The organism is Pseudomonas sp. 1176_21, from assembly GCF_052850635.1.
The window spans coordinates 108913-134173 of sequence record NZ_VXCV01000006.1 but is presented as its reverse complement, the minus strand read 5'-3'; the positions used below and the strand labels follow the sequence as shown (position 1 = coordinate 134173).

Here is a 25261-nt window from a genome sequence, read left to right as displayed (position 1 = left end):
GCCGGCGAAGCCTTCACCGCAACTGTTGCGTACTCACCACGTGCCCGAAATGATGCCGCCACAGGCTCACCCCCAACTGCCCCGAGCGATCCAGCGACGACCCTACCGTGAGGTCGCTGATCAGGGTCGGCTGCAGCCCCGCATCAAACAGCGCGAACCCCGCCGCCAGCACGCAGGTGTCGGTCTGTATGCCGCACACCAGCACGCGCTCGGGGTTCAATTGCCTGAGGTAATCCAGCATCTCGGCCGTAGGGGCGTAGCCATGCTTGATGAAGATACGATCTGCCGCCACCAGGCTCTGGTCGTGCGCCGCCGGTTGCCAGCCCAGCTGACGTTGAAACGGGGTCACCGATTCATCATGGCGCTCCACGCTCGCCACCGACGGCATGCGGCCGATCAGTGATGCTATGCCGTCTACCAGCCATTGCGGCGGGTTGAACGAGGGTTGTACGTCGATAATCAGCAGTACCTGGCGCATGGAAGGCCCTATGGAAGTTCAAGGCCGGGCGATTGTAACCCCCGGCCTTGCACAGATGCTAAAATCCGCCGCTTGAAACCTGGAGATAGACGCGTGCGCAAAGTGGCGGTGGTAATGGCAGTGCTGGCCCTGGCCGGCTGTGACAACGATGCCGAACGGGTACACAAGCAGGTTGCCGAGCATCTGGATAACCCGAAGACGGCCAAGTTCGCCAACGTGCGATTCAACAAGCAGGGCGATATCTGCGGCCAGTTCCGTGGCAAGGACGCGGCCGGTGTGTTCCAGCCTTACCGCAGCTACGTGGCCATCAAGCAGGGCGACGACTACCAGATCATCATCGACGAAACCGGCGGCGACCTGCGCATCCGCGAAATCTGCGGTGGTGCCGACCTGCAGCGCCGTGCCGATGCCCTGGCCGACCAGCCCGCGCCCGAAGGCTGGGACGTCGAGATCATCCAGGGCCCGAACATGGGCGCCCTCAGCGACATGACCGCGCGCCTGATCGAAAAACAGATTCCATCCTCGGTGGTGTACCGCGACGGCAAGCCGGTGGTACTCCTGGGCCCTTACCCGACAAAAGAGGAGGCCCTGGCCAGCAAGAACGATGTGATGGCGCGCCTGGGTACCGATTCGGTGGTCATCCAGCACGGCGCCGAGCGCTAGCCAGCACGCGGCGGCGCCTCTTACACTCACGGCTTGTCTTCAAGGATGAGCCGTCATGAGTGATTCGCCCTTCGCCATTACCCTTCAACGTTGTACCGAACAGCACGTCGAGGGGCTCACGGCCCTGTACAACCACCCGCAGGTGGCGCGGCAGGTGCTGCAGATGCCGTATCAGAGCGCCGACCTGTGGCGCAAACGCATCGCCACCGACAACGAACGAATGGTGTTTCTGGTGGCCTTACATCAAGGCGAGGTGATCGGCAGCTGTACGCTCGAGCAGTTCATTCGTGTACGTCGCGGTCATTGCGGCGGCATCGGCATGGGTGTCGCCCCGGCCTGGCAAGGGCAGGGGGTGGGCACACGGCTGTTGTCGGCGGTGCTCGAGGTGGCGGACAACTGGATGGGCCTGCAGCGCGTCGAACTCACTGTTTACGCCGATAACCAGCCGGCACTGGCGCTGTACCGGCGCCACGGCTTCGAGGTGGAAGGGCATTTGCGCGACTATGCTTTACGTGACGGTGTGTTCACCGATGCCTGCAGCATGGCGCGCCTGCGACGGCGCGAGGGTTAGAGGAGGGGGCTTATGTCCACACTGGAGCGAGCCATTGCGGTTGCCGCCAGGGCCCATGAAGGGCAGCAGGACAAGGGCGGCACTGCGTATATCCTGCACCCGTTGCGGGTGATGCTGAGGGTGCAGACCACCGAACAGCGCATCGTCGCGGTGCTGCACGACGTGCTTGAAGATACCAGCATGAGCTTGTCGGACCTGGCCCGCGAAGGCTTCGCCCTGAAGATACTGGCGGCGGTGCAGGCGCTGAGCCGGCGCGATGACGAAAGCTACGAGGCCTTCGTCGCGCGGCTGGGCAGCGACCCGCTGGCACGGGTGGTAAAGCTTGCCGACCTTGCCGACAACAGCGACCTTTCGCGCATCGCCATGCCCGGCCCCGAAGACATCGCGCGCCTGCAGCGCTATCAACAGGCCAGCGCCTACCTGCAGGCGCTGGCCTGAACGCTGGCGCTTTCGATCACCCGTGCCAGGCGCTGCATCGCCGCATCGATGGCTTCGCCACTGAACCCACCCAGGCCGAGCACCAGCCCGGGCCTGCCGTGCGGCCCCGCATACATGGGGGATACCGCGCGCACCACCACCCCGGCCTCTGCGGCCTGGTCCGCTACCTGCCTGTCGTCGATACCGGCTGCCAGCCACAGCACCAGGTGCATGCCCTGGTCGGTCGGTTGCAACCAGGCCAGCTCAGGCTCCAGCCAGCGCGCCACCGCTTCGTTCACCTGGCGGTGGATGGTGGCGTACACACCGCGGATGCGGCGGATGTGCCGGTCCAGATGGCCTTCGTTGATGAAGGCCGCCAGTACCTGCTGGTCGGCGTTGGCCGGATGACGGTCCATCAGCACGCGGGCACCGCAGAAGGCGTCTACCAGGTCCGGCGGCACGATCGCATAGCCCAGGCGCAGTGACGGGAACAGGATCTTGCTGAAGGTGCCCAGGTAGATCACCCGTTCAGGGTCCAGCCCCTGCAACGAGGGGAACGGGTGCCCTGCATAGCGCAACTCGCCGTCGTAGTCGTCCTCGATCACCCATGCATTGTGGGTTCTGGCCCAGCTCAGCAGTGCCTCGCGCCGGGTCATGCTCATCGGCATGCCCAGCGGGTACTGGTGCGAAGAGGTGACGAAGGCGGCGCGGGCGTGGGGGCAGGTGGCGACGGCGTGTTCCACGTCCATGCCCTCGGCGTCCACCGGTACGCGCACCATCTGCCCGCTGTGCCCGGCGCTTTCGAGAATGGCGGTGATACCGCGGTAGGCCGGGTCTTCGACCCAGGCGAAGTCGCCGATGTCCAGCAGCACCTGGCAGGCCAGATACAGGCCCTGCTGTGTGCCGGAGGTGATGATCACCTGGCTGGCCTCGCAGCGTACCGAGCGGGATTTGCGCACATAGTCCACCACCGCCTCGCGCAGCTCGATTTCCCCCAGCGGGTCGCCATAGCCGGAAGGGGCGCCCGGGCCGCGGGCGCGCACCCGGTTGCCAAGGCGCCGCCAGATATCATCCGGCGCGGCCTTGCCCAGCGGTACCGAGACGGCGAACGGTACCTGGGGTACCTCGCCGAAGCGGCGGGCAAGTTGTGCAAAGCGTTCGATGCGTGCCGAGCTGGCGGCGGGCCGCGCCACACCTGTCGTGTGCGTGGCAGGTGGCTCTTCAAGGCTGTGCGCGACCCGCGTGCCGGCACGGCCGCGGGACTCCAGAAACCCCTCGGCCGTCAGTTGCTCGAACGCCTCGATGGCCGTGCCCCGCGCGATCATCAGCGATCTGGCCAGCATGCGGGTCGAGGGCAGCGCCTCGCCGGGCTTGAGGTCGCCGCGCCGGATCGCCGCACGCAGCGCCTGGGCCAGTTGGCGCCCCAGTTGGCCGCTGCTGCGGTCCAGCGTGCCCAGCGAAGGAATATCCACCACGTTGGCTTTGCGCGCCATGTTTTCTGGTCCAGTCATTTTGTTCGATAGTGGATCTATACCATGGGCCAGTTGCGCCACACAATTTGCCATCGCCCTGTGCCGGATGGATGCAAACCATGTACGTACCGCAGTCTTTCAACGAGTCGCGCCCCGAGGTGCTGCATCAACTGATCATGCAGAACCCGCTGGGTGTATTGGTCAGCCACGGCGAGGGTGGGCTGGATGCCAACCATCTGCCGTTCCACTTCAGGCCGCAGGAGGGCACGCAGGGGGTGCTGCATGCTCACGTATCGCGGGCCAACCCGCTGTGGCGCGAACTCAAGGATGGCGATGAAGTGCTGGTGATCTTTCGCGGCGCCGATGCCTACATCTCGCCCAACTGGTACCCCAGCAAGCACGAGACCCACAAACAGGTGCCCACCTGGAACTATCAGGTGGTGCACGCCCATGGCCGCGTGACCTTGCACGATGACGAGCACTACGTGCGTGGCCTGGTGGCCCTGCTCACGCGCACCCACGAAGCATCCCAGCCCGTGCCGTGGAAGATGTCCGACGCGCCGAAGGACTACATCCGCGACATGCTCAAGGCCATCGTCGGGCTCGAGATCGAGATCACCCGTCTGGTCGGCAAGTTCAAGCTGGGCCAGAACAAGGAGGCGCGGGATATCCAGGGCGCCGCCCAGGGGTTGAAGGCGTCGGGCAAACCAGCAGTGGGCGAAGCCATGTTGAGCGCCACCGGTCACCCGCTGCACGGGCCGGCCTTGCCGGCGAAGGCGCCCGAATGACCGCCGCCTGATCCCACCTGAAAATCGACTTTTCCTACAGAGTCGGCCAGAATCGGCGGCTCGGCTGCGTTATGGCTTTTTGACTGCATCGGTCGAGAGTGGGTGCTTTTGCACCGGCCCGACTTTCCAGCGCAGACGACAGCACATGACCCAGGACGAGTGGTTGAAGGCCAATGCGGCGCGTTTCGGCAGTGACTACGAACGATTGTTCGCCAGCAACGTGCTCAGCCTCGTGGCGGGCATCCGTTACGAGTCGCTGAGTGCGCAATACCCCTTCAAGGACAATGACGGCAAGCAACGCTACTGCGACCTTGTCATCAATGAAGAGGGAGACGTGCGCATCGCCATCGAAATCGATGGCTATGACAAAAGCGGTACGGGTACCGGAATGTCGCACCCCGAGTTCATCGACTGGCAGCGGCGACAGTCTGCACTCACTTCCCAGGGCTGGCGGGTGCTGCGCTTTGCCAACCGCGACGTCAGGGATCATCCGCAGCGTTGTGCTCGGGATATCAGCGTACTGCTCGATGCCGAGCGAAAAAAAGCCCACGACCTGCTGTCGAGCACGCGCCAGAGCGCCAGCGTGCAGCAGTTGGCGCAGGCGCAGGGCAGCCGGATCAAAGGGCTCAACAAGGAGGTTTCGGTCATGAAGTACACGATCATGTCATTCACTGCGCTGATCGGGGTTCTGATCGTGGTGTTTGCGTTCAAGGGCACCGAGTCGGTTGCAGGCTCGGTCGTGGTCAGCCAGGCAGTGGCGGCGCCGGCGTCACCCGCCACCTTGCAGGGCGCCACCTGCGACAACCCGCTGGACTGGCGTCAGGCCGCCGACCATATCGGGCAGAGCGCTGCGGTGCTGGGCCCGATCATGAAGGTGACCTACAAACCGTCGTCCAGGGGCCAGCCGACCTGGATCGACCTGGGTGCCAGCTTCCCCAGCAAGCGACGGTTGGGGCTGGTGGTATGGGGCGAGCATCGCCCGGCGTTCGCCTCGTTGCTGGCGCAGCCGCTGGAGGGGCGCACGGTGTGCGTGATAGGGCGTATCGAGCAGTACAAGGGCGTGCCGCGTCTGGAGTTGCAGGGCGCCAGTCAGTTCCAGCTGGTCAAGTGACCTTCAGGTGCAGCCTTGGCGTCAAGGCTGCACCGTTATCCCCTCAGCCGGCCTTCTGGCAGTTGCCGGCGATGCTGTAGCCCTCTGCCTGGGCGGCAGATTCGCTGCTGAACTCGACCCGATTCTTTTCGGCAATGCTGTTGTACGACGGGCAGTCCGGGCGGTGGTAGCGCTTCTTGGCCCGGTTGCCGCGCACTTGCCCGGTGGCGTCGGCCACGGTTGCAGCCTTGGTTTTTGCGGGTGCAGCGGGCCTTGCCGGTGACGCGGCGGTCGTGGCCGTGCCCTTGCCTTGCCCAAGCTCTGCACGCAGGAAGATCGGCGCGTGATCGGAGATGTTCGCCCGGCCTTGCTGGTGAGTCATGCCCAGGTGTTTCGGGTAGTCGTACACGCCCACGCTGTTGACCTTCAGCGGCGAGGAATGGCTGACGAAGATATTGTCGTAAAGGTTGGCGAATTTGCCGTCGGTTGTTGACAGCGTGCTGGCGCCTGCGACCACCAGTGGTCTGGCGGCGGCATTGAGCGACTTCCAGGCAGGTGAAGTGGGTGGCATGTTGAAGTCGCCCATCAGCAGGATGTGATTGTTGCCGGGGTAGACTTCCTTCAGCCAGGTCCAGTAGCTCGACAGCGCATCGATTTCCGCGACCCGGTCAGACGGCTTTTTCCCGTACACGATATGCACCGTGGCCACCACGAAATAGGCATTGTCGGTGAGTGACTTGAAGCGCGCGGAGTAGGGCTCGCGCTCGAAGATCTTCTTGCGGTCCAGGTAGGACACCGCACCGTCTTCATAGGCGACCTTGCTGTCCTTCCACACGAAACCATACATTTCCTTGTACGAAGACCTGCCTACCGCATCGGAGGCCATGTGGCTCCAGGGCTCGCCGCTCTGGCGGCTGAGTTCCCTGGCCAGCTTGTCCAGGGCCGCTTCGCTCATCAGCTCCTGCACAGCCAGAAAATCCACATTTTTGGCGACCTTGGCAATGGCCTTGAAGTCCTTGTTGGGGCGGTCGCTCAGGTGTTCCAGGTTCCAGGTGCCGATACGCGTTTCAGCAAACACCTGGCCACACAACAACATCAGCAGCATCACTGCAGCTGCAAGATTCTTGAACATCATTACTTCCAGATTCTACGGATAACACCATCGCCCAGAAGGGCGACAAGTCGGAGCAGGGTGGGCGGGCAGCGCCTGGCGACGGCTTCAGTCTTCCTTGGGCACAACCCAGAATATCTGCACGCCGCCGTCATCCCGGTAGGCCAGGGTGACGTTGTCGTTTTCGGCGATTTCCTCGAGCAGGGTCTCCCAGTCGGCAGGCGACTCGTGCTCGAGGCGAAAGATCAGCGCCGCGCGGGACTTCTGCGCGGTTGGCGAGTTGATGATTTTCTGAATGCGGATGCCCAGTTGCTCGTAGCTGCTGACGGGCTTGGCGGCAGAGGAGGTGGCCACAGGTACAGGTTCCTTGTTTTTGCTGTATGCGCATACAGTATTTTACTGTAAGGCTTTTCGCAACTGCGTGTCGCTCAAAGAACCCATGTGACCACACGGCGCAGGCTTTGCTGCACCGTGGGCAAAATAAAAGTGGCGAGGTTACAAGAGGTTAGGCCGCCCTGCTGTAGGAAGGGCGGCCTGCCGGGCTACTGCACTCAGTATTCCCAGAAGATGCGCTGCAGCTCTTTGCTGTCCTGGGTCTTGGTCAGGGCGACCATGGCCAGGATGCGCGCTTTTTGCGGGTTCAGGTCGTGCGCCACTACCCAGTCGTTCTTGTCGTCAGGCTGCTCGGCGTTGCGCAGCACGAACCCGCCCTGGTTGACGTGGGACGAACGGATGATCTGCACGCCGTTCTTGCGCAGTTCCTGCAGGGCCGGCACTACGCGCGAGGACACCGAACCGTTGCCGGTACCGGCATGGATGATGGCCTTGGCGCCATTTTGCGCCAGGGCCTTGTAGGCGGTGTCGCTGACGTTGCCGTAGCTGTAGGCGATGTCCACGGCAGGCAGGCTGCTGATGGTCTTGATGTCGAATTCCGAATCCATCGTGTGGCGCTTGGCCGGCAGGCGGAACCAGTACGACTTGCCTTCCACGACCATGCCCATCGGGCCCCAGGCGCTCTTGAACGCTTCGGTCTTGATGTTGATCGACTTGCTCACGTCGCGACCGGACTGGATCTCGTCGTTCATGGTCACCAGCACGCCCTTGCCGCGCGATTGCTTGTCGCTGGCCACGGCCACGGCGTTGTACAGGTTGAGCATGCCGTCAGCCGACATTGCGGTACCGGGGCGCATGGAGCCCACGACCACGATCGGCTTGTCGGTCTTTTCCACCAGGTTGAGGAAGTAGGCGGTCTCTTCGAGGGTGTCGGTACCGTGGGTGATCACGATGCCGTCCACGTCCTTGCTGTCGGCCAGCTCGGCAACGCGCTTGCCCAGTTGCAGCAGGTTTTCGTTGGTGATGCTTTCGGAGGCGATCTGCATCACCTGCTCGCCGCGCACGTTGGCCAGGTTGGCCAGCTCCGGAACACCGGCAATCAGCTTGTCGACGCCCACCTTGGCGGCTTGATAGGTAGCGCTGTTGGCGGCGCTGGCACCAGCACCGGCAATGGTGCCGCCGGTGGCGAGGATAACCACGTTGGCGAGTTTCTGTTGGGTTTCGGCTTCCTTGGCGTAGGCGCCAGCAGGGAAGAACATGAACAGGGCCAGGGCGGCCGGAGCGAAGGAGTGAAGCGCAGCTTTCATCGTTATTGTTCCTTATGAGTGAAATTGCTGTGTTGCCCACACAAGTTCAGCAGAAAGCGTACCAGTTGCCCAATTAACTGAGCGTTGACGTCAATTCATTGATTTATAATAAATTTATTTAGGCTTATGCCCCGTATTGCCTGGCAATGCTTTCGGAAACCCGAATTATTGCGGTGTCGGATGTTCGGTTTTCCGAAGATTTTAAGGATAATTCCCGGCACTATTGGGGCCATGAAGGGCGGTCGGCAGATTTGACAAAACCCGGTAGCGTTTCCATAGTTGTTAACCGCAAACGTTTGCGACCCGACAAAAATCATAAGATTCGGAGTGAACCCATGACGCTGCCCTTCGCTGGACGCCTGCTGGCCGTTGCCATGCTGGCCACCCTCGCCACCGCCGTACCCTTCAGCCACGCCCATGCCGACACCGCCAAGCCCAAGGTGGCCCTGGTGATGAAGTCGCTGGCCAACGAGTTCTTCCTCACCATGGAAGACGGCGCCAAGGCCTACCAGAGAGACCACGCAGGCGAGTTCGACCTGGTATCCAATGGCATCAAGGACGAGTCCGATACCAGCAATCAGATCCGCATCGTCGAGCAGATGATCGTCTCCGGCGTCAACGCGCTGGTGATTGCCCCGGCCGATTCCAAGGCCCTGGTGCCAGTGGTCAAGAAGGCCATGGACGCGGGGATCACCGTGGTCAACATCGACAACCGCCTCGACCCGGATGTGCTCAAGAGCAAGAACCTCAGCGTGCCCTTCGTGGGCCCCGACAACCGCAAGGGCGCGCGCCTGGTGGGCGAGTACCTGGCCACCCGCCTGAGCGTGGGCGATCAGGTCGGCATCATCGAGGGCGTGCCGACCACCACCAACGCCCAGCAGCGTACTGCCGGTTTCAAGGACGCCATGGAGGCAGCCAAGATCAAGATCGTCTCGGTGCAATCGGGCAACTGGGAGATCGACAAGGGCAATGCCGTGGCCTCGGCCATGCTCAACGAATACCCCGACCTCAAGGCGCTGCTGGCCGGCAACGACAGCATGGCGCTCGGCGCGGTGTCGGCGGTGCGCGCGGCAGGCAAGGTCGGCGCGGTGCAGGTGGTGGGCTACGACAACATCAAGGCGATCCAGCCGATGCTGCGCGACGGTCGCGTGCTGGCCACGGCCGATCAATACGCCGCCAAGCAGGCGGTGTTCGGTATCGAGGCGGCCCTGAAGATGCTGCGCGGCGAGAAGCCGGACGTGGATGCCGACAACGTCATCCAGACCCCGGTCGAGCTGGTCAAGCAGCCCTAGCCCGCTGACGGTGCCTGCCGTGGTGCGGGCGCCAGGAGAACACCTTATGTCGGCGACTGCGGATGTCGTGTTGTCGGTCAGTGCAATCGGCAAGACCTACGCCCAGCCCGTGCTGGGCGATATCGAACTGTCCCTGCTGCGCGGCGAAGTGCTGGCCCTGACTGGCGAGAACGGTGCGGGCAAGAGCACCCTGTCGAAGATCATCGGCGGGCTCGAAACCCCCACCACCGGGCAGATGTTCTACCAGGGCCAGGTGTATCAGCCCGCCAGCCGCACCGCGGCCGAGCGCCAGGGCGTGCGCATGGTGATGCAGGAGCTCAACCTGCTGCCCACCCTGAGCGTGGCCGAGAACCTGTTTCTGCACAACCTGCCCAGCCGCGCCGGCTGGGTCAATCGCACGCGCCTGCGCCAACTGGCGACCGCGGCAATGGCGCAGGTGGGGCTCGAAGCGATCGACCCCGATACGCTGGTCGGCGAGCTGGGCATCGGCCATCAGCAGATGGTGGAGATCGCCCGCAACCTGATCGGCGACTGCCATGTGCTGATTCTCGACGAGCCCACCGCGATGCTCACCGCACGCGAGGTGGAGCTGCTGTTCCGCCAGATCGAGCGCCTGCAGCAACGGGGTGTGTCGATCATCTACATTTCCCACCGCCTCGAAGAGCTCAAGCGCATCGCCCAGCGCATTGCCGTGCTGCGCGACGGCAAGCTGGTGTGCGTGGAACCGATGCAGCGCTACAGCAGCGAGCAACTGGTCAACCTGATGGTGGGGCGCGAGCTGGGCGAGCATATCGACCTGGGGCGCCGCACGATCGGCGAGCCGGTACTGCGTGTCAGCGGCCTGGGCCGGGGCGACAAGGTGCAGGACGTCTCGTTCGAGGTGCGCAGCGGCGAAATCTTCGGCATCTCCGGGCTTATCGGTGCCGGGCGTACCGAGCTGCTGCGCCTGATCTTCGGTGCCGACACGGCCGACAGTGGCAGCATCGAGCTGGGCAGCCCGCTGCGCCCGGTGCGTATCGACTCGCCCATGGCTGCAGTGCGCCACGGCGTGGCCCTGATTACCGAAGACCGCAAGGGCGAAGGCCTGCTGTTGTCGCAGTCGGTCAGTGCCAACCTGGCGTTGGGCAACATGCCGGCGATCTCACGCGCGGGCCTGGTGGACGGTGCTGCCGAGCGTGCCCTGGCCGAGCGCCAGATCCAGGCCATGCGCATCCGCAGCGCCGGGCCCGCACAAACGGTGGGCGAGCTGTCGGGTGGCAACCAGCAGAAGGTGGTGATTGGCCGCTGGCTGGAGCGCGACTGCGCCGTGCTGCTGTTCGACGAGCCCACGCGCGGTATCGATGTGGGCGCCAAGTTCGACATCTATGGGCTGCTCGCCGAGCTGACCCGCCAGGGCAAGGCGCTGGTGGTGGTGTCCAGCGACCTGCGCGAACTGATGCTGATCTGCGATCGCATCGGCGTGCTTTCGGCAGGACGCCTGATTGAAACCTTCGAGCGTGAGCACTGGAGCCAGGACCAGCTACTGGCCGCCGCCTTTGCCGGCTATCAGAAACGTGACGCGCTGCTGCAAGACGCAGTGCCCAGGAACCCCGCATGAACACTTCCCCGATAGACACACCGCCTGGCCCACCGGCCCGGCGCAGCGGTACCTACCTCGGCCTGGGGACCTACCTGAGCCTGGCCGGTGCGCTGCTGGCGATGGTGGTGCTGTTCTCGTTGCTGAGCAGCCACTTTCTGTCGTACGGCACCTTCAGCACCCTGGCCAACCAGATCCCCGACCTGATGGTGCTGGCGGTGGGCATGACCTTCGTGCTGATCATCGGCGGCATCGACCTGTCGGTGGGCTCGGTACTGGCCCTGGCGGCGTCGGCGGTCAGCGTGGCGATTCTGGGCTGGGGCTGGAGCGTGCTGCCGGCGGCACTGCTCGGCATGGGGTGCGCGGCACTGGCCGGGACCCTTACCGGCTCGATCACCGTGGCCTGGCGCATCCCTTCGTTCATCGTCTCGCTGGGTGTGCTGGAAATGGCGCGTGGCGTGGCCTACCAGCTCACCGACTCGCGCACCGCGTACATCGGTGATGCCTTTGCCTGGCTGTCGGAGCCGGTGGCCTTCGGCATTTCGCCGGCCTTCATCATCGCCTTGCTGGTGATCGTGGTGGCGCAACTGGTACTGACCCGCACCGTGTTCGGCCGTTACCTGATCGGCATCGGCACCAACGAAGAGGCCGTGCGCCTGGCCGGCATCGATCCGCGCCCGTACAAGATTCTGGTGTTCTCGCTGATGGGCCTGCTGGCCGGCCTGGCGGCGCTGTTCCAGATCTCGCGGCTGGAGGCCGCCGACCCCAACGCCGGCTCCGGGTTGGAGCTGCAGGTGATTGCCGCCGTGGTGATCGGCGGCACCAGCCTGATGGGCGGTCGCGGTTCGGTCATCAGCACCTTCTTCGGTGTGCTGATCATTTCGGTGCTGGCCGCAGGGCTGGCGCAGATCGGCGCCAGCGAGCCGACCAAACGCATCATCACCGGGGCGGTCATCGTGATCGCCGTGGTTCTCGACACTTACCGCAGCCGGCGCGCGCGCCGGCGGACCTGAACAATGGCAACCATCAAAGATGTAGCGGCGCTGGCGGGTATTTCCTATACCACCGTTTCCCACGTGCTGAACAAGACCCGCCCGGTGAGCGAACCGGTGCGGCGCAAGGTAGAGGCGGCGATTGCCGAGCTGGACTACGTGCCCAGTGCGGTGGCGCGCTCGCTCAAGGCGCGCTGCACGGCCACCATCGGCCTGCTGGTGCCCAACAGCGTCAACCCGTATTTCGCCGAACTGGCGCGGGGCATCGAGGATGGCTGCGAGCGCAATGGCTACTGCGTGATCCTGTGCAACTCCGATGACGACCCGCGCAAGCAGCGCAGCTACCTGCGCGTGCTGCTGGAGAAACGCATCGACGGTCTGATCGTGGCTTCGGTGGGCGAGGAGGCCGACCTGCTCGACAGCCTGGCCAGCGTGCGCACGCCCATGGTGATCGTCGACCGCGCGCTGGCGGGCGTCGACGCCGACCTGGTGCGCATCGACCACGAGCAGGGGGCCTACCTGGCCACCCGGCACCTGCTGGAGCTGGGGCACCAGGACATCGCCTGCATCAACGGTCCGGCACACACCAGCGTGGCCAAGATGCGCCTGGCCGGCTTTCACCGGGCACTGGCCCAGGCCGGGGTGCCCCTGCGCGAGGGCCGCGTGGTGGACAGCGACTTCACCAGCCTGGGCGGCTATGGCGCCGCAGCGCAACTGCTGGGCCACGACCGCCCGACCGCGATCTTCGCGGCCAACGACATGATCGGCATGGGCGTGCTGCGTGCCGCGGCCGAGCGCAACATCTGCGTGCCGAGCGAACTGTCGGTGATCGGTTTCGACGATATCCAGATGAGCCAGTACGTCTACCCTTCGCTGACCACGGTAGGGCAGTCGATCCGCGAGCTGGGCGAGATGGCGTCCGAGCTGTTGCTGCGGCGTATCGGTGAGCCGCAGCGCAGTGGGGTGGAGCAGCGCATCGTCGCACCGAGCATCGTGCTGCGCGAGTCCACCGGGCCGCGTCCCGACCTCTTCAATGATTACCGCTAGGACCGACATGCCATGCAAGCGAATGTAGTGGTGGTAGGCAGCCTGAACATGGACCTGGTGACCCGCGCCGAGCGCCTGCCGCAGGCGGGGGAAACCCTGGCCGGCGAGTGGTTCGGCACCGTGCCGGGCGGCAAGGGCGCCAACCAGGCGGTAGCAGCTGCGCGGTTGGGGGCAGCGGTGGCAATGATCGGCTGTGTGGGGGAGGACGCCTACGGTGCGCAGTTGCGTCAGGCGCTGCTCGACGAGGGCATCGATTGCCAGGGCGTGGACACGGCGGCGGGTGTTTCCAGTGGTGTGGCACTGATCGTGGTGGATGCCAGCAGCCAGAACGCCATCGTCATCGTGGCCGGTGGCAACGGGCACTTGCTGCCGGCATCGGTACAGCGCCTGGACCGCCTGCTGCAGGCTGCCGATGTGATCATCTGCCAGCTCGAAGTACCGCAGGCCACCGTGGCACACACCCTGGCCCGTGGCCGGGCGCTGGGCAAGACCGTGATCCTCAACCCGGCACCGGCCACCGGGCCGCTGCCGGCTGACTGGTTTGCCAACATCGACTACCTGATCCCCAACGAGAGCGAGGCCAGCGCCCTGACCGGGCTGCCGGTGGCTTCGCTGCAGGAGGCGCAGGCAGCCGCCAGCCGACTGCTGGCGCTGGGGGTGGACAAGGTGATCGTCACCCTGGGCGCGCAAGGCGCTCTGTTCGCCGATGGCCAGGGTTTTGCGCATTTTCCGGCGACGCGGGTGCAGCCACTGGACACCACGGCGGCCGGGGATACCTTCGTCGGTGGCTTTGCCGCTGCGTTGGCCGCTGGCAGGTCGGAGCGCGAGGCCATTGCCTTTGGCCAGCAGGCCGCCGCCATTTCGGTCACCCGCGCCGGTGCCCAGCCCTCCATTCCGTATCTGAGTGAACTGCAGGGGAGCACGCCATGAAGAAGACTCCGTTGCTCAATATCGCCCTGTCGCGCCTGATCGCGTCGCTGGGGCATGGCGATGTGGTGCTGATCGGCGACGCCGGCCTGCCCGTGCCTGCCGGTGTCGAGCTGATCGACCTTGCACTGACGCCCGGCATACCGGATTTCATCAGTACCTTGCAAACGGTGCTGGCCGAAATGCAGGTCGAAAGCCACGTGCTGGCCGACGAGACCCTGCAACACAGGCCGCCGGCCCTGGCAGGCATCGAGCTGCTGCATGCCCGCGGCGAGCTGGGCGCGCGCCATTTGATGAGCCATGCGGCGTTCAAGCAGCTCGGTGCGCAGGCCAGGGCCATCGTGCGCACCGGCGAATGCCAGCCCTATACCAACATCGCGCTGGTGGCGGGCGTGACCTTTTGACTGTTGTCCCCTGAGCACAAGGAGTGCCCAATGCCTGAACGTGTCCAAAAAGCCAAACGTTTGCTACGAGGTTTAGTGCTTATGTCTGCCCTGTCGAGTACTGCCGTGCTGGCCGCGCCCCGCGACCTGATCATCGATACCGACCCCGGCGCGGATGACGTGGTGGCGTTGTTGTTCGCCCTGGCGTCGCCAGAGGAACTGAAGGTGCGCGCCATTACCACCGTGGCCGGTAATGTGCGACTCGACAAGACCTCGCGCAACGCACGGCTGGCCCGGGAGTGGGCGGGGCGCGAAGAGGTGCCGGTGTACGCCGGCGCGCCCACGCCGCTGGTGCGCACGCCGATCTATGCCGAGAACATCCATGGCGAGGAGGGCTTGCCTGGCGTGGCGGTGCACGAGCCGAAAAAGGGCCTGGCCCAGGGCAGCGCGGTGCAGTACCTGATCGACACCCTCGGTGGCGCTGAACCCAACAGCATCACCCTTGCCATGCTCGGCCCGCAGACCAACCTGGCACTGGCGCTGATTCAGGCCCCGCAGATCGTCAAGGGCATCAAGGAAGTGGTGGTGATGGGCGGTGCCCACTTCAATGGCGGCAATATCACCCCGGTGGCCGAGTTCAACCTGTACGCCGACCCACAGGCGGCAGAGGTCGTGTTGCGCAGCGGGGTCAAGCTCACCTACCTGCCGCTGGATGTGACCCACAAGGTACTCACCAGCGAGGCGCGCCTGAAGCAGATTCGCGGGTTGAACAACCACGCCAGCAAGCTGGTGGGCGATATTCTGGATGCTTACGTCAAGGGGGACATGGCGCACTACGGCCTGCCGGGTGGGCCGGTGCACGATGCCAGCGTGATTGCCTACCTGCTCAAGCCCGAGCTGTTCAGTGGCCGGCAGATTCACATGAGCGTGGATAGCCGCGAAGGCCCGACCTTTGGTCAGACCATTGCGGACTGGTACGGCACGCTCGAGCTACCGGCCAATGTGATGTGGATCGAGAGCGGCGATGCCCAGGGCTTTTTCGATTTGCTCAGCGAGCGTCTTGCTCGATTGCAGTAATGGGTGTGGGCTGGTGTTCGGTCGCGGGCCAGTGGCGTTCGAACACCTGGTCGACGAAGGTGCGGGCAGCTTCGTGGCCGAGGTCTTGAAGCAGCAGGTCGGCGGCGATGATGAACAGCTCTTCGGTGGTGCCGGGGCTGTAGGAACGATGGCCGTCAGGCCATGTGACCTTGATGTTGGTGTCCAGGGTGGGGCTATTCATGGGGGTCTCGATCGAAAATACGCGTGCTGTTTGGTGCAGATGCCGGGCCCTGGCGTCTACAGCGGGGGCATGATTGCGCTCCGCCAACTGGTACAAGTTAAACATGTTGCAACAGGGCCGGCACTGCTACTTATGCATAAGCAGCGGGGCTAGGCAAACTAAATGGTGGTTGGGTTCGCCTATTCGTGACGTCTGTACCGATTCTTCGTTGGCACTTGGGTCGGCGCGGTAGCCGTGGAGCTGGCTTGCCAGCGAAGAGGGCGTACAGAGTCCGCCTGATGTACCCTGCACCCCACAGCCACCGCGCACGCCCGAGGACACCCCGTGCAGATCGACTTGAACACCCCCGAGCAGCTCACCCCCCAGCAGGTGCGCCAGCTGCTGGCCGAAGGCAACGACCGAATCCACAACCAGTTGCGCGTCACCCGCGGCGGCATTGCCTACCTGTCGCAGATTACCGGCGGGCGCGAGCTCGATGGCCTGCTGTTTCGCCTCGAGACCTGGGCCGCCGGCTCGGGCTGCGTGGGCCCTGTTGCCGCCGACGACGAACGCTGGGTCATGCAGGTGTACAACGTGCTGGCCAGCAACTGGCCCAAGCCCGCCAGCGACTACATCGATATCTACTGAACCGCTGCGCTCAGGCAAAATCCGGTCACGATTGAGGTTTCCCTGACGAGCACGTCTCAGGCAGACTGGGACGTTTTTGCAACCAAAAGTGCTTAAAACTGTCGTATCAGACAGCATTCCAGTATTTGAAAGGAGGATTCATGTTCCGCACGCGTGCAACATTGGCGAGCCTGTTGGCAGCCGTGGTTCTGGCAGGTTGCAGTACCGATGGCTCATCGTCCAAGGCGCCAGAGGTAGCGGCAGCACCGAACCTCGATGGTCGCTGCGATGCCAGCAACGCCGCATTCACCGTCGGCAAGCCGGCAACCCCCGAGCTGCTGGAGCAGGCGCGCAAGGCGAGCGGGGCGCAGATCGCCCGAGTGCTCAAGCCGACCGACATGATCACCCTGGAGTACCGTTCCGAGCGCTTGAACCTCAACGCCGACGACAAGGGCGTGGTCACCCGGGTCAACTGCGGCTGATTCCGCCCCGGGCCTGCCGTTGCATAAACGGCAGGCACAAAAAAACCCGTCCAAGGACGGGTTTTTTTAATTCGTCAGAACTTACTCTGGACGAACTTGTGCAGCCTGCATGCCCTTCTGGCCTTTTTCGGCAACGAAGGAGACGGTCTGGCCTTCTTTCAGGCTCTTGAAGCCGTCAGACTCGATGGCCTTGAAGTGTACGAACAGGTCGTCGCCGCCACCTTGTGGAGTGATGAAGCCGAAGCCTTTTTCATCGTTGAACCATTTGACGGTGCCGGTTTGGCGATTGGACATGGGTGTATCTCCAGGAAACATGATGTTTTTCAGTAGTGCGGTGTCGCCGAGGCCAACAAGGTGCACAGAGGCATCATAGTCTAATTTTGCGCTTGTGGTGACTTTTACGTGTGCCGAATGCTGATCTGGCGCAAATTAACTGAGTTTTGTATGGCCTACGCCCTTATTTCTGGGGCTTGCAGGCCTTCGTAACCAGCTGGGTTGCCTTGTCTATGAGCTTCTGGTCTACGCCGTCAGTGCTGTTGAGCTCTTTGATCTCTGCGTCCGAAAAGTTTTTTTCGATCACATTCACGCTGCAGCTGCAGTGCTTTTCGGCGGATTGTTTCGTCATGCCCGGCTGGGCAGAGGCGGTGGCCACGCAGGACGTCAGGTAGCCTGGTGGAACAGTGCCTGCGTTGGCGCCAAGCGGCAGCAGCAGGGCACCAGTGGCCGCCAAGGCCAGAAGAGAATGAAGTCGCATACCGGTCACTCCTTTATTAGGTCGGGTGTATCTAGAGTAGGTCGCTTCCTAATCTCTGAGCGGAAAAAAACCGCTCAAGTTCACCGCATCGGTCTAAATTCAGAATATTTCTGCATATCCCCGGCCCATGGCCCTACGCGCCGAAAGCTTTGTGCTAGCATGCCTGGCTCAGGATTTGGCCGATTCGTCTTGCCGCTCAAATCTTTCTATATATATGTATCCAGTCACTCTGGTTCGTACCCTGGCAGGCCCTTGGGCTTCTGCCACTGTGAGGCAGGCTTTGCATTGCAAAGACAGGGTCGAATCGCGTACTGGCTCATCCCAACCCACGTGACCTTTGGTAGGGGTCACCACTAGGAGAGGAGGCGCCATGCCCACTATTACTCTTCCCGATGGCAGTCAACGTTCGTTCGACAAGGCCGTAACCGTAGCCGAGGTCGCCGCATCCATTGGTGCAGGCCTGGCCAAGGCCACCGTGGCCGGCAAGGTCGACGGCAAGCTGGTCGACGCGTGCGACCTGATCGAGCAGGACGCCAGCCTGCAAATCATCACGCCCAAGGACGAAGAGGGGCTGGAGATCATCCGTCACTCCTGCGCTCACCTGGTCGGTCATGCCGTCAAGCAGCTGTACCCGACCGCCAAGATGGTGATCGGCCCGGTCATCGACGAGGGCTTCTACTACGACATCGCGTATGAGCGTCCCTTCACCCCGGAAGACCTGGCGGCGATCGAGCAGCGCATGCAGCAGCTGATCGAGAAGGACTACGACGTCATCAAGAAGGTCACCCCGCGCGCCGAGGTGATCGAGCTGTTCAAGGCCCGTGGCGAAGACTACAAGCTGCGCCTGGTCGAAGATATGCCGAACGAACAGGCCATGGGCCTGTACTTCCATGAAGAATACGTCGACATGTGCCGCGGCCCGCACGTGCCCAATACGCGCTTTCTCAAGTCGTTCAAGCTGACCAAGCTGTCCGGTGCCTACTGGCGCGGCGACGCCAAGAACGAGCAACTGCAACGTGTTTACGGCACGGCCTGGGCTGACAAGAAGCAGCTGGCCGCCTACATCCAGCGCATCGAAGAGGCCGAGAAACGCGACCACCGCAAGATCGGCAAGCGCCTGAACCTGTTCCACCTCCAGGAAGAAGCGCCGGGCATGGTGTTCTGGCACCCCAATGGCTGGACCCTGTACCAGGTGCTCGAGCAGTACATGCGCAAGGTGCAACGCGACAACGGCTACCTGGAAATCAAGACCCCGCAAGTGGTCGACCGCACGCTGTGGGAGAAGTCCGGGCACTGGGCCAACTACGGTGACAACATGTTCACCACCCAGTCCGAGAACCGCGACTACGCCATCAAGCCGATGAACTGCCCGTGCCACGTACAGGTGTTCAACCAGGGCCTGAAGAGCTACCGCGAGCTGCCGCTGCGTTTGGCCGAGTTCGGCGCTTGCCATCGCAACGAGCCTTCGGGCGCCCTGCACGGCATCATGCGTGTGCGCGGCTTCGTGCAGGACGATGCGCACATCTTCTGCACCGAAGAACAGATGCAGTCCGAGTCCGCCGCGTTCATCAAGCTGACCCTGGATGTGTACAAGGACTTCGGCTTCAAGGACATCGAGCTCAAGCTCTCGACGCGCCCTGAAAAGCGCGTGGGCTCCGACGACCTGTGGGACCGTGCCGAAGGCGCATTGGCCGCCGCGCTCGACAGCGCCGGCCTGCCGTACGACCTGCAGCCGGGTGAAGGGGCGTTCTACGGCCCGAAAATCGAATTCTCGCTGAAGGATTGCCTTGGCCGTGTGTGGCAGTGTGGTACCCTGCAGCTCGACTTCAACCTGCCGATCCGTCTGGGCGCCGAATACGTCTCCGAAGACAACGGCCGCAAGCATCCAGTAATGCTGCACCGTGCCATCCTCGGTTCGTTCGAGCGTTTCGTCGGAATTCTCATCGAGCACTACGAAGGTGCATTCCCAGCCTGGCTGGCGCCTACGCAGGCGGTGATCATGAATATCACCGACAAACAAGCGGATTTCGCCCAGAAAGTGGAAAAAACTCTGGCCGAAAGCGGCTTCCGTGCCAAGTCCGACTTGAGAAATGAGAAAATCGGCTTTAAAATCCGCGAGCATACCTTGCTCAAGGTTCCCTATCTCCTGGTTATCGGGGATCGGGAAGTCGAAACGCAAACTGTCGCTGTGCGTACCCGCGAAGGTGCTGACCTGGGCTCCATGCCCGTCGCCCAATTTGCGGACCTGCTCGCGCAAGCGGTTTCCCGGCGTGGTCGCCAAGATTCGGAGTAATTACTATTAAGCGTGATATGAGACAAGATAAACGAGCTGCACCGAAAGCCCCGATCAACGAGAATATCTCGGCACGTGAGGTTCGGTTAATTGGCGCTGACGGCGAGCAGTTGGGCATCGTCTCGATTGAAGAAGCGCTTCGTATCGCTGAAGAAGCGAAACTGGACCTGGTAGAAATTTCTGCTGACGCCGTTCCGCCTGTCTGCAAAGTCCTCGACTACGGCAAAAGCCTGTTCGAGAAGAAAAAGCAGCAGGCTGCGGCGAAGAAGAACCAGAAGATCATCCAGATCAAAGAAATCAAGTTTCGTCCAGGGACGGAGGAAGGGGATTACCAGGTAAAACTACGCAACCTGGTACGTTTCCTTACTGATGGGGACAAGACCAAAATCTCTCTGAGATTCCGTGGTCGTGAGATGGCCCACCAGGAGCTGGGTATGGAACTGTTGAAGCGGATCGAAGCTGATCTTGCCGAATACGGGACCGTCGAACAGCATCCTAAGATGGAAGGACGCCAGCTTTTGATGGTCATCGCCCCCAAGAAAAAGAAATAACCACCAGGGCACGGCAGGCCTTGCGGTTATGTTTATCAACTGAATGCGGAGTATCCGAACATGCCAAAAATGAAAACCAAAAGCGGTGCAGCCAAGCGTTTCTTGAAAACGGCTAACGGCATCAAGCACAAACACGCTTTCAAGAGCCACATCCTGACCAAAATGTCGACCAAGCGTAAGCGTCAACTTCGCGGTAGCAGCCTGCTGCACGCGTCGGACGTTGCAAAAGTCGAGCGCATGCTGCGCCTTCGTTAATTTTTGGTTATAGATAGAGGAAATTACTCATGGCTCGTGTAAAGCGTGGCGTCATCGCTCGTAAGCGTCACAAGAAAATTCTGAAACTGGCTAAAGGTTACTACGGCGCTCGCTCGCGCGTATTCCGTGTTGCCAAGCAAGCGGTCATCAAGGCAGGCCAATACGCCTACCGCGACCGTCGCCAGAAAAAACGTCAGTTCCGCGCTCTGTGGATCGCTCGTATCAACGCTGGTGCTCGCGTCAACGGTCTGTCCTACAGCCGCCTGATCGCTGGCCTGAAAAAAGCGTCGATCGAAATCGACCGCAAAGTTCTGGCTGATCTGGCAGTGAACGAAAAAGCGGCGTTTGCTGCGATTGTCGAAAAGGCTAAAGCCGTTCTGGCTTAAGTACCCACGACAATCATTCGCCGTCGATGTCGGCGGCGGATGTTAAACGTCATAGATAGGGGAAGAGCCTGTAAGCTCTTCCCCTATTTTGTATCTGGAGTCTGTACATGGAAAACCTGGATGCGTTGGTCTCCCAAGCCCTCGAGGCTGTGGAGCGCGCTGAAGACATCAATGCCCTGGAGCAGATCCGGGTTCAATTCCTTGGCAAGAAAGGCGAACTGACTCAGGTGATGAAGACCCTGGGCAACCTGCCGGCTGAAGAGCGGCCCAAAGTCGGCGCGCTGATCAACGAAGCCAAGGAACGCGTGACCGAGGTGCTCAACGCCCGCAAAGCCGCCTATGAAGAAGCCGAGCTCAGCGCTCGCCTGGCTGCCGAGTGCATTGACGTCACCTTGCCTGGCCGTGGCCAGACCTCCGGTGGTTTGCACCCTGTCACCCGTACCCTCGAACGCATCGAGCAGTTCTTCACCCATATCGGCTACGGCATCGCCGAAGGCCCGGAAGTCGAAGACGACTACCACAACTTCGAAGCGCTCAACATTCCCGGCCACCACCCAGCCCGGGCAATGCATGACACCTTCTACTTCAATGCCAACATGCTGCTGCGCACCCACACCTCGCCGGTGCAAGTGCGGACCATGGAGTCCACTCAGCCGCCGATTCGCATTGTCTGCCCGGGTCGCGTGTACCGCAACGACTCGGACATTACCCACTCGCCGATGTTTCACCAGGTCGAAGGCCTGCTGATCGATCGCGACATCAATTTTGCCGACCTCAAAGGCACCATCGAAGAATTCCTGCGCGTGTTCTTCGAAAAAGAGCTGGCGGTACGTTTCCGTCCGTCGTTCTTCCCCTTCACCGAGCCTTCGGCTGAAGTCGATATCCAGTGCGTGATGTGCAGCGGCAAGGGCTGCCGTGTGTGCAAGCAGACCGGTTGGCTCGAAGTCATGGGCTGCGGCATGGTGCACCCGAACGTGCTGCGCATGTCTGGTATCGACCCCGAAGAGTTCTCGGGCTTCGCATTTGGCATGGGGGCCGAGCGCCTGGCCATGCTGCGTTACGGCGTCAACGATTTGCGCCTGTTCTTCGACAACGACTTGCGGTTCCTTGCGCAATTTCGCTAGGTCGCGCACCCGTAACGAATCTTTAGGAGAGCAGGATGAAATTCAGTGAAAAGTGGCTGCGCGGTTGGGTCAACCCGCAGGTATCCCGTGACGAGCTGGTGGCACGTCTGTCCATGGCCGGTCTTGAGGTCGACAGCGTAACCCCGGCCGCCGGTCAATTCAGCGGCATCGTGGTGGGCGAGGTGCTGAGCACCGAGCAGCACCCCGACGCCGACAAGCTGCGCGTGTGCCAGGTCAGCAATGGCAGCGAGACCTTCCAGGTAGTGTGCGGCGCGCCGAATGTGCGCCCTGGCCTGAAGATCCCGTTCGCCATGATCGGCGCCGAACTGCCAGGCGACTTCAAGATCAAGAAGGCCAAGCTGCGTGGCGTCGAGTCCAACGGCATGCTGTGCTCGGCTGCCGAACTGCAGATCAGCGAAGAGAACGACGGCCTGCTGGAACTGGCGGCAAACGCCCCGGTTGGCCAGGACATCCGCGTGTATCTGGACCTGGACGATGCCAGCATCGAGGTCGACCTGACCCCGAACCGCGGCGACTGCCTGTCCCTGGCCGGCCTTGCCCGTGAAGTCGGCGCCCTGTACGGCGCCCCTGTCACCCGCCCGACCGTTCCGGCCATTGCGCCAGGCATCGACGACGTGCGTCCGGTAGACGTGCTGGCGCCGGCCGCGTGCCCGCGTTACCTGGGCCGCGTTATCCGCAACGTCGACCTGTCACGCCCGACCCCGCTGTGGATGGTCGAGCGTCTGCGCCGCAGTGACGTGCGCAGCATCGATGCTGCCGTCGACATCACCAACTACGTGATGATCGAGCTGGGCCAGCCGCTGCACGCCTTCGACCTGGCTGAAATCAACGGTGGCATCCGGGTGCGCATGGCCGAGGAGGGCGAGAAGCTCGTCCTGCTCGATGGCCAGGAAGTTGCCCTGCGTGCCGACACGCTGGTCATCGCCGACCACGATCGCGCCCTGGCCATTGCCGGCGTGATGGGTGGCGAGCACAGCGGTGTTGCGGCCACCACCAAGGATATCTTCCTTGAAAGCGCCTTCTTCGAGCCGATCTCGGTGGCTGGCAAGGCCCGCTCCTACGGCCTGCACACCGATGCCTCGCACCGCTACGAGCGTGGCGTGGACTCGCAGCTGGCCCGCGAAGCCATGGAGCGCGCCACTGGCCTGCTGCTGGATATCGTAGGCGGCGAAGCCGGCCCGATCATCGAGACCGTCAGCCCAGAGCACCTGCCCAACATCGCCCCGGTCACCCTGCGTGCCGAGCGCATCACCCAGATGCTGGGCATGGAGATGGACAGCGCCGAAGTCGAGCAACTGCTCAACGGCCTGGGCCTGAAAACCAGCGGTGAGGCCGGGCAGTGGCAGGTCGAAGTGCCCAGCCATCGCTTCGACATCAGCCTGGAAGTGGACCTGATCGAAGAGCTGGCCCGTCTGTACGGCTACAACCGCCTGCCGGTCCGTTACCCGCAAGCGCGCCTGGCCCCGCAGGCCAGGTCTGAAGTGCGTGGCGAACTGCCTGCGCTGCGTCGCCTGCTGGTTGCCCGTGGTTACCAGGAAGCGATCACCTACAGCTTCATCGACCCCAAGCAGTTCGAGCTGTTCAACCCTGGCGTAGAGCCGCTGCTGCTGGCCAACCCGATTTCCAGCGACATGGCGGCCATGCGTGTCAGCCTGTGGCCGGGCCTGGTCAAGGCACTGCAGCACAACCTCAACCGCCAGCAAGACCGTGTGCGCCTGTTCGAGAGCGGCCAGCGCTTCGTCGGCCAGCTGGGCGACCTAAAGCAACAGCCGATGCTGGCTGGTGTGGTCTGCGGCAGCCGCCTGCCGGAAGGCTGGGCCAACGGCCGCGACACCATCGACTTCTTCGATGTGAAGGCCGACGTTGAAGCGGTACTGGGCTTCTCCGGTTCGCTCGACGACTTCACCTTCGTGCCCGGCAAACACCCGGCGCTGCACCCAGGCCAGACCGCGCGCATCGAGCGTGACGGCGTCGAAGTCGGCTACCTGGGCGCCTTGCACCCCGAGCTGGTCAAGACCCTGGGCCTGGATCGCACCGTGTATGTGTTCGAGCTGGTGCTGGCGGATGTAGTGGAAGGGCGCCTGCCGAAGTTCCACGAACTGTCACGCTTCCCCGAAGTACGCCGTGACCTGGCGTTGATCGCAGGGCGTGATGTGGCGGCCAGCGCGGTGCTGGATGTAATCCGTGAAAACGCAGGCGAGTGGCTCACCGACCTCAGGCTGTTTGATGTGTATCAGGGTAAAGGTATTGATCCTGATAGAAAAAGCCTGGCCGTCGGCTTGACCTGGCAGCATCCATCGCGCACTCTTAACGACGATGAGGTGAACGCCACCACGCAAAACATTCTCACCTCGCTTGAACAAAGGTTGAACACCACGTTAAGGAAATAGCGTATGGGTGCTCTGACGAAAGCTGAGATGGCCGAACGGCTGTACGAGGAGCTGGGCCTGAACAAGCGCGAGGCCAAGGAATTGGTCGAGCTGTTTTTTGAAGAGATCAGGCACGCTCTTGAAGACAACGAGCAGGTCAAATTGTCGGGTTTCGGCAACTTTGACTTGCGTGACAAGCGCCAGCGGCCGGGCCGCAACCCGAAAACGGGTGAAGAGATCCCGATCACGGCGCGTCGAGTCGTCACCTTTCGTCCAGGGCAGAAGTTGAAAGCCCGAGTTGAGGCCTATGCTGGAACCAAGTCATAACGACGAGCTTCCGCCGATTCCAGGCAAACGCTACTTCACCATTGGTGAAGTGAGCGAGCTTTGTGCGGTAAAACCGCACGTGCTCCGTTACTGGGAGCAGGAGTTTCCCCAGCTTAACCCGGTGAAGCGCCGCGGTAACCGCCGGTATTATCAGCGCCAGGACGTGCTGATGATCCGGCAGATCCGGGCGCTGTTGTATGACCAGGGCTTCACCATCGGCGGTGCGCGGTTGCGCCTTTCGGGGGATGAAGCCAAGGATGATACGACCCAGTACAAACAGATGATTCGGCAGATGATTGTCGAATTGGAGGATGTGCTGGTGGTGTTGAAGAAGTGACCGAAGCCGTTTCAGGAATTTTGGAAAAAA

At 62.5% G+C, this 25261-nt stretch carries 30 protein-coding genes; 22 read left to right on the top strand and 8 right to left on the bottom strand.

Features of this window, described 5'->3' with window-relative positions:
* Nucleotides 1-13: 13 nt before the first annotated feature.
* Nucleotides 14-478, bottom strand: a complete 465-nt coding sequence (locus FW760_RS15980; RefSeq protein ID WP_043859730.1) for a cysteine hydrolase family protein — start codon at nt 476-478, stop codon at nt 14-16.
* 93 nt (nt 479-571) lie between these two features.
* Between FW760_RS15980 and FW760_RS15975 the strand changes: the two genes are divergently transcribed.
* Genes FW760_RS15975 through FW760_RS15965 form a run of 3 tightly spaced genes read left to right on the top strand, consistent with a single transcriptional unit; the run spans nt 572 to nt 2150 of the window.
* The gene (locus FW760_RS15975) at nt 572-1141 is read left to right on the top strand and encodes an SPOR domain-containing protein (protein ID WP_054915273.1); all 570 of its coding nucleotides are present in this window, start codon (nt 572-574) and stop codon (nt 1139-1141) included.
* A 55-nt stretch (nt 1142-1196) separates the two neighbouring features.
* The gene (locus tag FW760_RS15970; RefSeq protein WP_043860822.1) at nt 1197-1712 is read left to right on the top strand and encodes a GNAT family N-acetyltransferase; all 516 of its coding nucleotides are present in this window, start codon (nt 1197-1199) and stop codon (nt 1710-1712) included.
* Nucleotides 1713-1724: 12 nt separating this feature from the next.
* A complete protein-coding gene (locus tag FW760_RS15965; RefSeq protein ID WP_043860821.1) occupies nt 1725-2150 on the top strand; it encodes an HD domain-containing protein in 426 nt (141 codons plus the stop codon).
* Here the strand turns inward: FW760_RS15965 and pdxR are convergent.
* The gene (pdxR, locus tag FW760_RS15960; RefSeq protein WP_446443877.1) at nt 2129-3622 is read right to left on the bottom strand and encodes a MocR-like pyridoxine biosynthesis transcription factor PdxR; all 1494 of its coding nucleotides are present in this window, start codon (nt 3620-3622) and stop codon (nt 2129-2131) included. The genes FW760_RS15965 and pdxR overlap by 22 nt on opposite strands.
* 98 nt (nt 3623-3720) lie before the next feature.
* Between pdxR and FW760_RS15955 the strand changes: the two genes are divergently transcribed.
* Nucleotides 3721-4389: an FMN-binding negative transcriptional regulator gene (locus FW760_RS15955; protein ID WP_446443876.1), complete on the top strand. Its 669-nt coding sequence runs from the start codon at nt 3721-3723 to the stop codon at nt 4387-4389.
* Between the two features lie 145 nt (nt 4390-4534).
* Nucleotides 4535-5500 carry a DUF559 domain-containing protein gene (locus tag FW760_RS15950; RefSeq protein WP_116054988.1) on the top strand — a complete coding sequence of 322 codons (966 nt, stop codon included), beginning with the start codon at nt 4535-4537 and terminating at the stop codon, nt 5498-5500.
* Nucleotides 5501-5543: 43 nt separating this feature from the next.
* Here FW760_RS15950 and FW760_RS15945 read toward each other — a convergent pair whose 3' ends face one another.
* From FW760_RS15945 to FW760_RS15935, 3 genes are all read right to left on the bottom strand, one after another.
* The gene (locus FW760_RS15945; RefSeq protein WP_054915269.1) at nt 5544-6611 is read right to left on the bottom strand and encodes an endonuclease/exonuclease/phosphatase family protein; all 1068 of its coding nucleotides are present in this window, start codon (nt 6609-6611) and stop codon (nt 5544-5546) included.
* An 87-nt stretch (nt 6612-6698) separates the two neighbouring features.
* Nucleotides 6699-6944: a DUF1654 domain-containing protein gene (locus tag FW760_RS15940; protein ID WP_043860816.1), complete on the bottom strand. Its 246-nt coding sequence runs from the start codon at nt 6942-6944 to the stop codon at nt 6699-6701.
* A 197-nt stretch (nt 6945-7141) separates the two neighbouring features.
* The gene (locus FW760_RS15935) at nt 7142-8230 is read right to left on the bottom strand and encodes an asparaginase (protein WP_043860815.1); all 1089 of its coding nucleotides are present in this window, start codon (nt 8228-8230) and stop codon (nt 7142-7144) included.
* A 335-nt stretch (nt 8231-8565) separates the two neighbouring features.
* On the opposite strand from FW760_RS15935, the gene FW760_RS15930 reads away from it, so the two are divergent.
* The 7 genes from FW760_RS15930 to FW760_RS15900 are packed head-to-tail and all read left to right on the top strand — an operon-like array spanning nt 8566 to nt 15524.
* Entirely contained in the window at nt 8566-9522 is a 957-nt protein-coding gene (locus tag FW760_RS15930) for a sugar ABC transporter substrate-binding protein (RefSeq protein ID WP_043860814.1), read from the top strand.
* A 46-nt stretch (nt 9523-9568) separates the two neighbouring features.
* Nucleotides 9569-11119 carry a sugar ABC transporter ATP-binding protein gene (locus FW760_RS15925; RefSeq protein WP_229589438.1) on the top strand — a complete coding sequence of 517 codons (1551 nt, stop codon included), beginning with the start codon at nt 9569-9571 and terminating at the stop codon, nt 11117-11119.
* The gene (locus tag FW760_RS15920; RefSeq protein WP_446443875.1) at nt 11116-12111 is read left to right on the top strand and encodes an ABC transporter permease; all 996 of its coding nucleotides are present in this window, start codon (nt 11116-11118) and stop codon (nt 12109-12111) included. Before FW760_RS15925 ends, FW760_RS15920 begins: the two co-directional genes overlap by 4 nt.
* Nucleotides 12112-12114: 3 nt before the next feature.
* Nucleotides 12115-13137: a LacI family DNA-binding transcriptional regulator gene (locus FW760_RS15915; protein ID WP_446443874.1), complete on the top strand. Its 1023-nt coding sequence runs from the start codon at nt 12115-12117 to the stop codon at nt 13135-13137.
* Between the two features lie 12 nt (nt 13138-13149).
* Nucleotides 13150-14067, top strand: a complete 918-nt coding sequence (gene rbsK / locus FW760_RS15910; protein ID WP_446443873.1) for a ribokinase — start codon at nt 13150-13152, stop codon at nt 14065-14067.
* Nucleotides 14064-14468 carry a D-ribose pyranase gene (gene rbsD / locus FW760_RS15905; protein WP_104572738.1) on the top strand — a complete coding sequence of 135 codons (405 nt, stop codon included), beginning with the start codon at nt 14064-14066 and terminating at the stop codon, nt 14466-14468. Before rbsK ends, rbsD begins: the two co-directional genes overlap by 4 nt.
* Before the next feature lie 30 nt (nt 14469-14498).
* Nucleotides 14499-15524, top strand: a complete 1026-nt coding sequence (locus FW760_RS15900) for a nucleoside hydrolase (protein ID WP_054915265.1) — start codon at nt 14499-14501, stop codon at nt 15522-15524.
* Here the strand turns inward: FW760_RS15900 and FW760_RS15895 are convergent.
* Nucleotides 15496-15726, bottom strand: a complete 231-nt coding sequence (locus FW760_RS15895; protein ID WP_043860807.1) for a hypothetical protein — start codon at nt 15724-15726, stop codon at nt 15496-15498. The genes FW760_RS15900 and FW760_RS15895 overlap by 29 nt on opposite strands.
* A gap of 324 nt (nt 15727-16050) precedes the next feature.
* Between FW760_RS15895 and FW760_RS15890 the strand changes: the two genes are divergently transcribed.
* Both FW760_RS15890 and FW760_RS15885 read left to right on the top strand, forming a co-directional pair.
* Nucleotides 16051-16353 (top strand): hypothetical protein, encoded by a 303-nt coding sequence (locus tag FW760_RS15890; RefSeq protein WP_054915264.1) that lies wholly within the window; start codon nt 16051-16053, stop codon nt 16351-16353.
* Nucleotides 16354-16493: 140 nt separating this feature from the next.
* Nucleotides 16494-16814 (top strand): I78 family peptidase inhibitor, encoded by a 321-nt coding sequence (locus FW760_RS15885; protein ID WP_043860805.1) that lies wholly within the window; start codon nt 16494-16496, stop codon nt 16812-16814.
* Between the two features lie 81 nt (nt 16815-16895).
* Here the strand turns inward: FW760_RS15885 and FW760_RS15880 are convergent, their stop codons facing one another.
* Together FW760_RS15880 and FW760_RS15875 are read right to left on the bottom strand one after the other, a co-directional pair.
* Nucleotides 16896-17108 (bottom strand): cold-shock protein, encoded by a 213-nt coding sequence (locus FW760_RS15880; protein ID WP_003179963.1) that lies wholly within the window; start codon nt 17106-17108, stop codon nt 16896-16898.
* A 163-nt stretch (nt 17109-17271) separates the two neighbouring features.
* Complete coding sequence (locus tag FW760_RS15875) at nt 17272-17568, bottom strand: hypothetical protein (RefSeq protein WP_043860804.1); 297 nt, start codon at nt 17566-17568, stop codon at nt 17272-17274.
* A 370-nt stretch (nt 17569-17938) separates the two neighbouring features.
* Between FW760_RS15875 and thrS the strand changes: the two genes are divergently transcribed.
* The 8 genes from thrS to FW760_RS15835 all read left to right on the top strand — a co-directional run bounded on the left by thrS (nt 17939) and on the right by FW760_RS15835 (nt 25231).
* Nucleotides 17939-19861 (top strand): threonine--tRNA ligase, encoded by a 1923-nt coding sequence (gene thrS, locus FW760_RS15870; protein WP_043860803.1) that lies wholly within the window; start codon nt 17939-17941, stop codon nt 19859-19861.
* Nucleotides 19861-20412, top strand: a complete 552-nt coding sequence (gene infC, locus FW760_RS15865; protein ID WP_173925091.1) for a translation initiation factor IF-3 — start codon at nt 19861-19863, stop codon at nt 20410-20412. Before thrS ends, infC begins: the two co-directional genes overlap by 1 nt.
* A 60-nt stretch (nt 20413-20472) precedes the next feature.
* Nucleotides 20473-20667 (top strand): 50S ribosomal protein L35, encoded by a 195-nt coding sequence (gene rpmI, locus FW760_RS15860; protein ID WP_027620572.1) that lies wholly within the window; start codon nt 20473-20475, stop codon nt 20665-20667.
* A 29-nt stretch (nt 20668-20696) separates the two neighbouring features.
* Entirely contained in the window at nt 20697-21053 is a 357-nt protein-coding gene (gene rplT / locus FW760_RS15855) for a 50S ribosomal protein L20 (RefSeq protein WP_043860801.1), read from the top strand.
* 107 nt (nt 21054-21160) lie between these two features.
* Entirely contained in the window at nt 21161-22177 is a 1017-nt protein-coding gene (gene pheS / locus FW760_RS15850; protein ID WP_054915262.1) for a phenylalanine--tRNA ligase subunit alpha, read from the top strand.
* A gap of 35 nt (nt 22178-22212) precedes the next feature.
* On the top strand, nt 22213-24588 hold the full coding sequence (gene pheT / locus FW760_RS15845) for a phenylalanine--tRNA ligase subunit beta (RefSeq protein ID WP_446443872.1): 2376 nt from the start codon (nt 22213-22215) through the stop codon (nt 24586-24588).
* Nucleotides 24589-24591: 3 nt separating this feature from the next.
* Entirely contained in the window at nt 24592-24894 is a 303-nt protein-coding gene (gene ihfA / locus FW760_RS15840; RefSeq protein WP_002553164.1) for an integration host factor subunit alpha, read from the top strand.
* The gene (locus FW760_RS15835) at nt 24875-25231 is read left to right on the top strand and encodes a MerR family transcriptional regulator (RefSeq protein ID WP_043860798.1); all 357 of its coding nucleotides are present in this window, start codon (nt 24875-24877) and stop codon (nt 25229-25231) included. Before ihfA ends, FW760_RS15835 begins: the two co-directional genes overlap by 20 nt.
* Nucleotides 25232-25261: the final 30 nt, after the last annotated feature.

What these genes read in the sequence shown, in the direction of transcription:
- FW760_RS15970 (WP_043860822.1), top strand. Translation starts at nt 1,197, where the DNA reads ATGAGTGATTCGCCCTTCGCCATTACCCTTCAACGTTGTACCGAACAG.
- FW760_RS15895 (WP_043860807.1), bottom strand. Translation starts at nt 15,726, where the DNA reads ATGAATAGCCCCACCCTGGACACCAACATCAAGGTCACATGGCCTGAC.
- rbsK (WP_446443873.1), top strand. Translation starts at nt 13,150, where the DNA reads ATGCAAGCGAATGTAGTGGTGGTAGGCAGCCTGAACATGGACCTGGTG.
- pheS (WP_054915262.1), top strand. Translation starts at nt 21,161, where the DNA reads ATGGAAAACCTGGATGCGTTGGTCTCCCAAGCCCTCGAGGCTGTGGAG.
- rplT (WP_043860801.1), top strand. Translation starts at nt 20,697, where the DNA reads ATGGCTCGTGTAAAGCGTGGCGTCATCGCTCGTAAGCGTCACAAGAAA.
- FW760_RS15945 (WP_054915269.1), bottom strand. Translation starts at nt 6,611, where the DNA reads ATGTTCAAGAATCTTGCAGCTGCAGTGATGCTGCTGATGTTGTTGTGT.
- ihfA (WP_002553164.1), top strand. Translation starts at nt 24,592, where the DNA reads ATGGGTGCTCTGACGAAAGCTGAGATGGCCGAACGGCTGTACGAGGAG.
- FW760_RS15955 (WP_446443876.1), top strand. Translation starts at nt 3,721, where the DNA reads ATGTACGTACCGCAGTCTTTCAACGAGTCGCGCCCCGAGGTGCTGCAT.
- thrS (WP_043860803.1), top strand. Translation starts at nt 17,939, where the DNA reads ATGCCCACTATTACTCTTCCCGATGGCAGTCAACGTTCGTTCGACAAG.
- FW760_RS15835 (WP_043860798.1), top strand. Translation starts at nt 24,875, where the DNA reads ATGCTGGAACCAAGTCATAACGACGAGCTTCCGCCGATTCCAGGCAAA.
- FW760_RS15915 (WP_446443874.1), top strand. Translation starts at nt 12,115, where the DNA reads ATGGCAACCATCAAAGATGTAGCGGCGCTGGCGGGTATTTCCTATACC.
- pdxR (WP_446443877.1), bottom strand. Translation starts at nt 3,622, where the DNA reads ATGGCGCGCAAAGCCAACGTGGTGGATATTCCTTCGCTGGGCACGCTG.
- FW760_RS15875 (WP_043860804.1), bottom strand. Translation starts at nt 17,568, where the DNA reads ATGCGACTTCATTCTCTTCTGGCCTTGGCGGCCACTGGTGCCCTGCTG.
- FW760_RS15880 (WP_003179963.1), bottom strand. Translation starts at nt 17,108, where the DNA reads ATGTCCAATCGCCAAACCGGCACCGTCAAATGGTTCAACGATGAAAAA.
- FW760_RS15980 (WP_043859730.1), bottom strand. Translation starts at nt 478, where the DNA reads ATGCGCCAGGTACTGCTGATTATCGACGTACAACCCTCGTTCAACCCG.
- FW760_RS15965 (WP_043860821.1), top strand. Translation starts at nt 1,725, where the DNA reads ATGTCCACACTGGAGCGAGCCATTGCGGTTGCCGCCAGGGCCCATGAA.
- FW760_RS15950 (WP_116054988.1), top strand. Translation starts at nt 4,535, where the DNA reads ATGACCCAGGACGAGTGGTTGAAGGCCAATGCGGCGCGTTTCGGCAGT.
- rbsD (WP_104572738.1), top strand. Translation starts at nt 14,064, where the DNA reads ATGAAGAAGACTCCGTTGCTCAATATCGCCCTGTCGCGCCTGATCGCG.
- FW760_RS15920 (WP_446443875.1), top strand. Translation starts at nt 11,116, where the DNA reads ATGAACACTTCCCCGATAGACACACCGCCTGGCCCACCGGCCCGGCGC.
- pheT (WP_446443872.1), top strand. Translation starts at nt 22,213, where the DNA reads ATGAAATTCAGTGAAAAGTGGCTGCGCGGTTGGGTCAACCCGCAGGTA.
- FW760_RS15935 (WP_043860815.1), bottom strand. Translation starts at nt 8,230, where the DNA reads ATGAAAGCTGCGCTTCACTCCTTCGCTCCGGCCGCCCTGGCCCTGTTC.
- FW760_RS15885 (WP_043860805.1), top strand. Translation starts at nt 16,494, where the DNA reads ATGTTCCGCACGCGTGCAACATTGGCGAGCCTGTTGGCAGCCGTGGTT.
- FW760_RS15900 (WP_054915265.1), top strand. Translation starts at nt 14,499, where the DNA reads ATGCCTGAACGTGTCCAAAAAGCCAAACGTTTGCTACGAGGTTTAGTG.
- FW760_RS15930 (WP_043860814.1), top strand. Translation starts at nt 8,566, where the DNA reads ATGACGCTGCCCTTCGCTGGACGCCTGCTGGCCGTTGCCATGCTGGCC.
- rpmI (WP_027620572.1), top strand. Translation starts at nt 20,473, where the DNA reads ATGCCAAAAATGAAAACCAAAAGCGGTGCAGCCAAGCGTTTCTTGAAA.
- FW760_RS15925 (WP_229589438.1), top strand. Translation starts at nt 9,569, where the DNA reads ATGTCGGCGACTGCGGATGTCGTGTTGTCGGTCAGTGCAATCGGCAAG.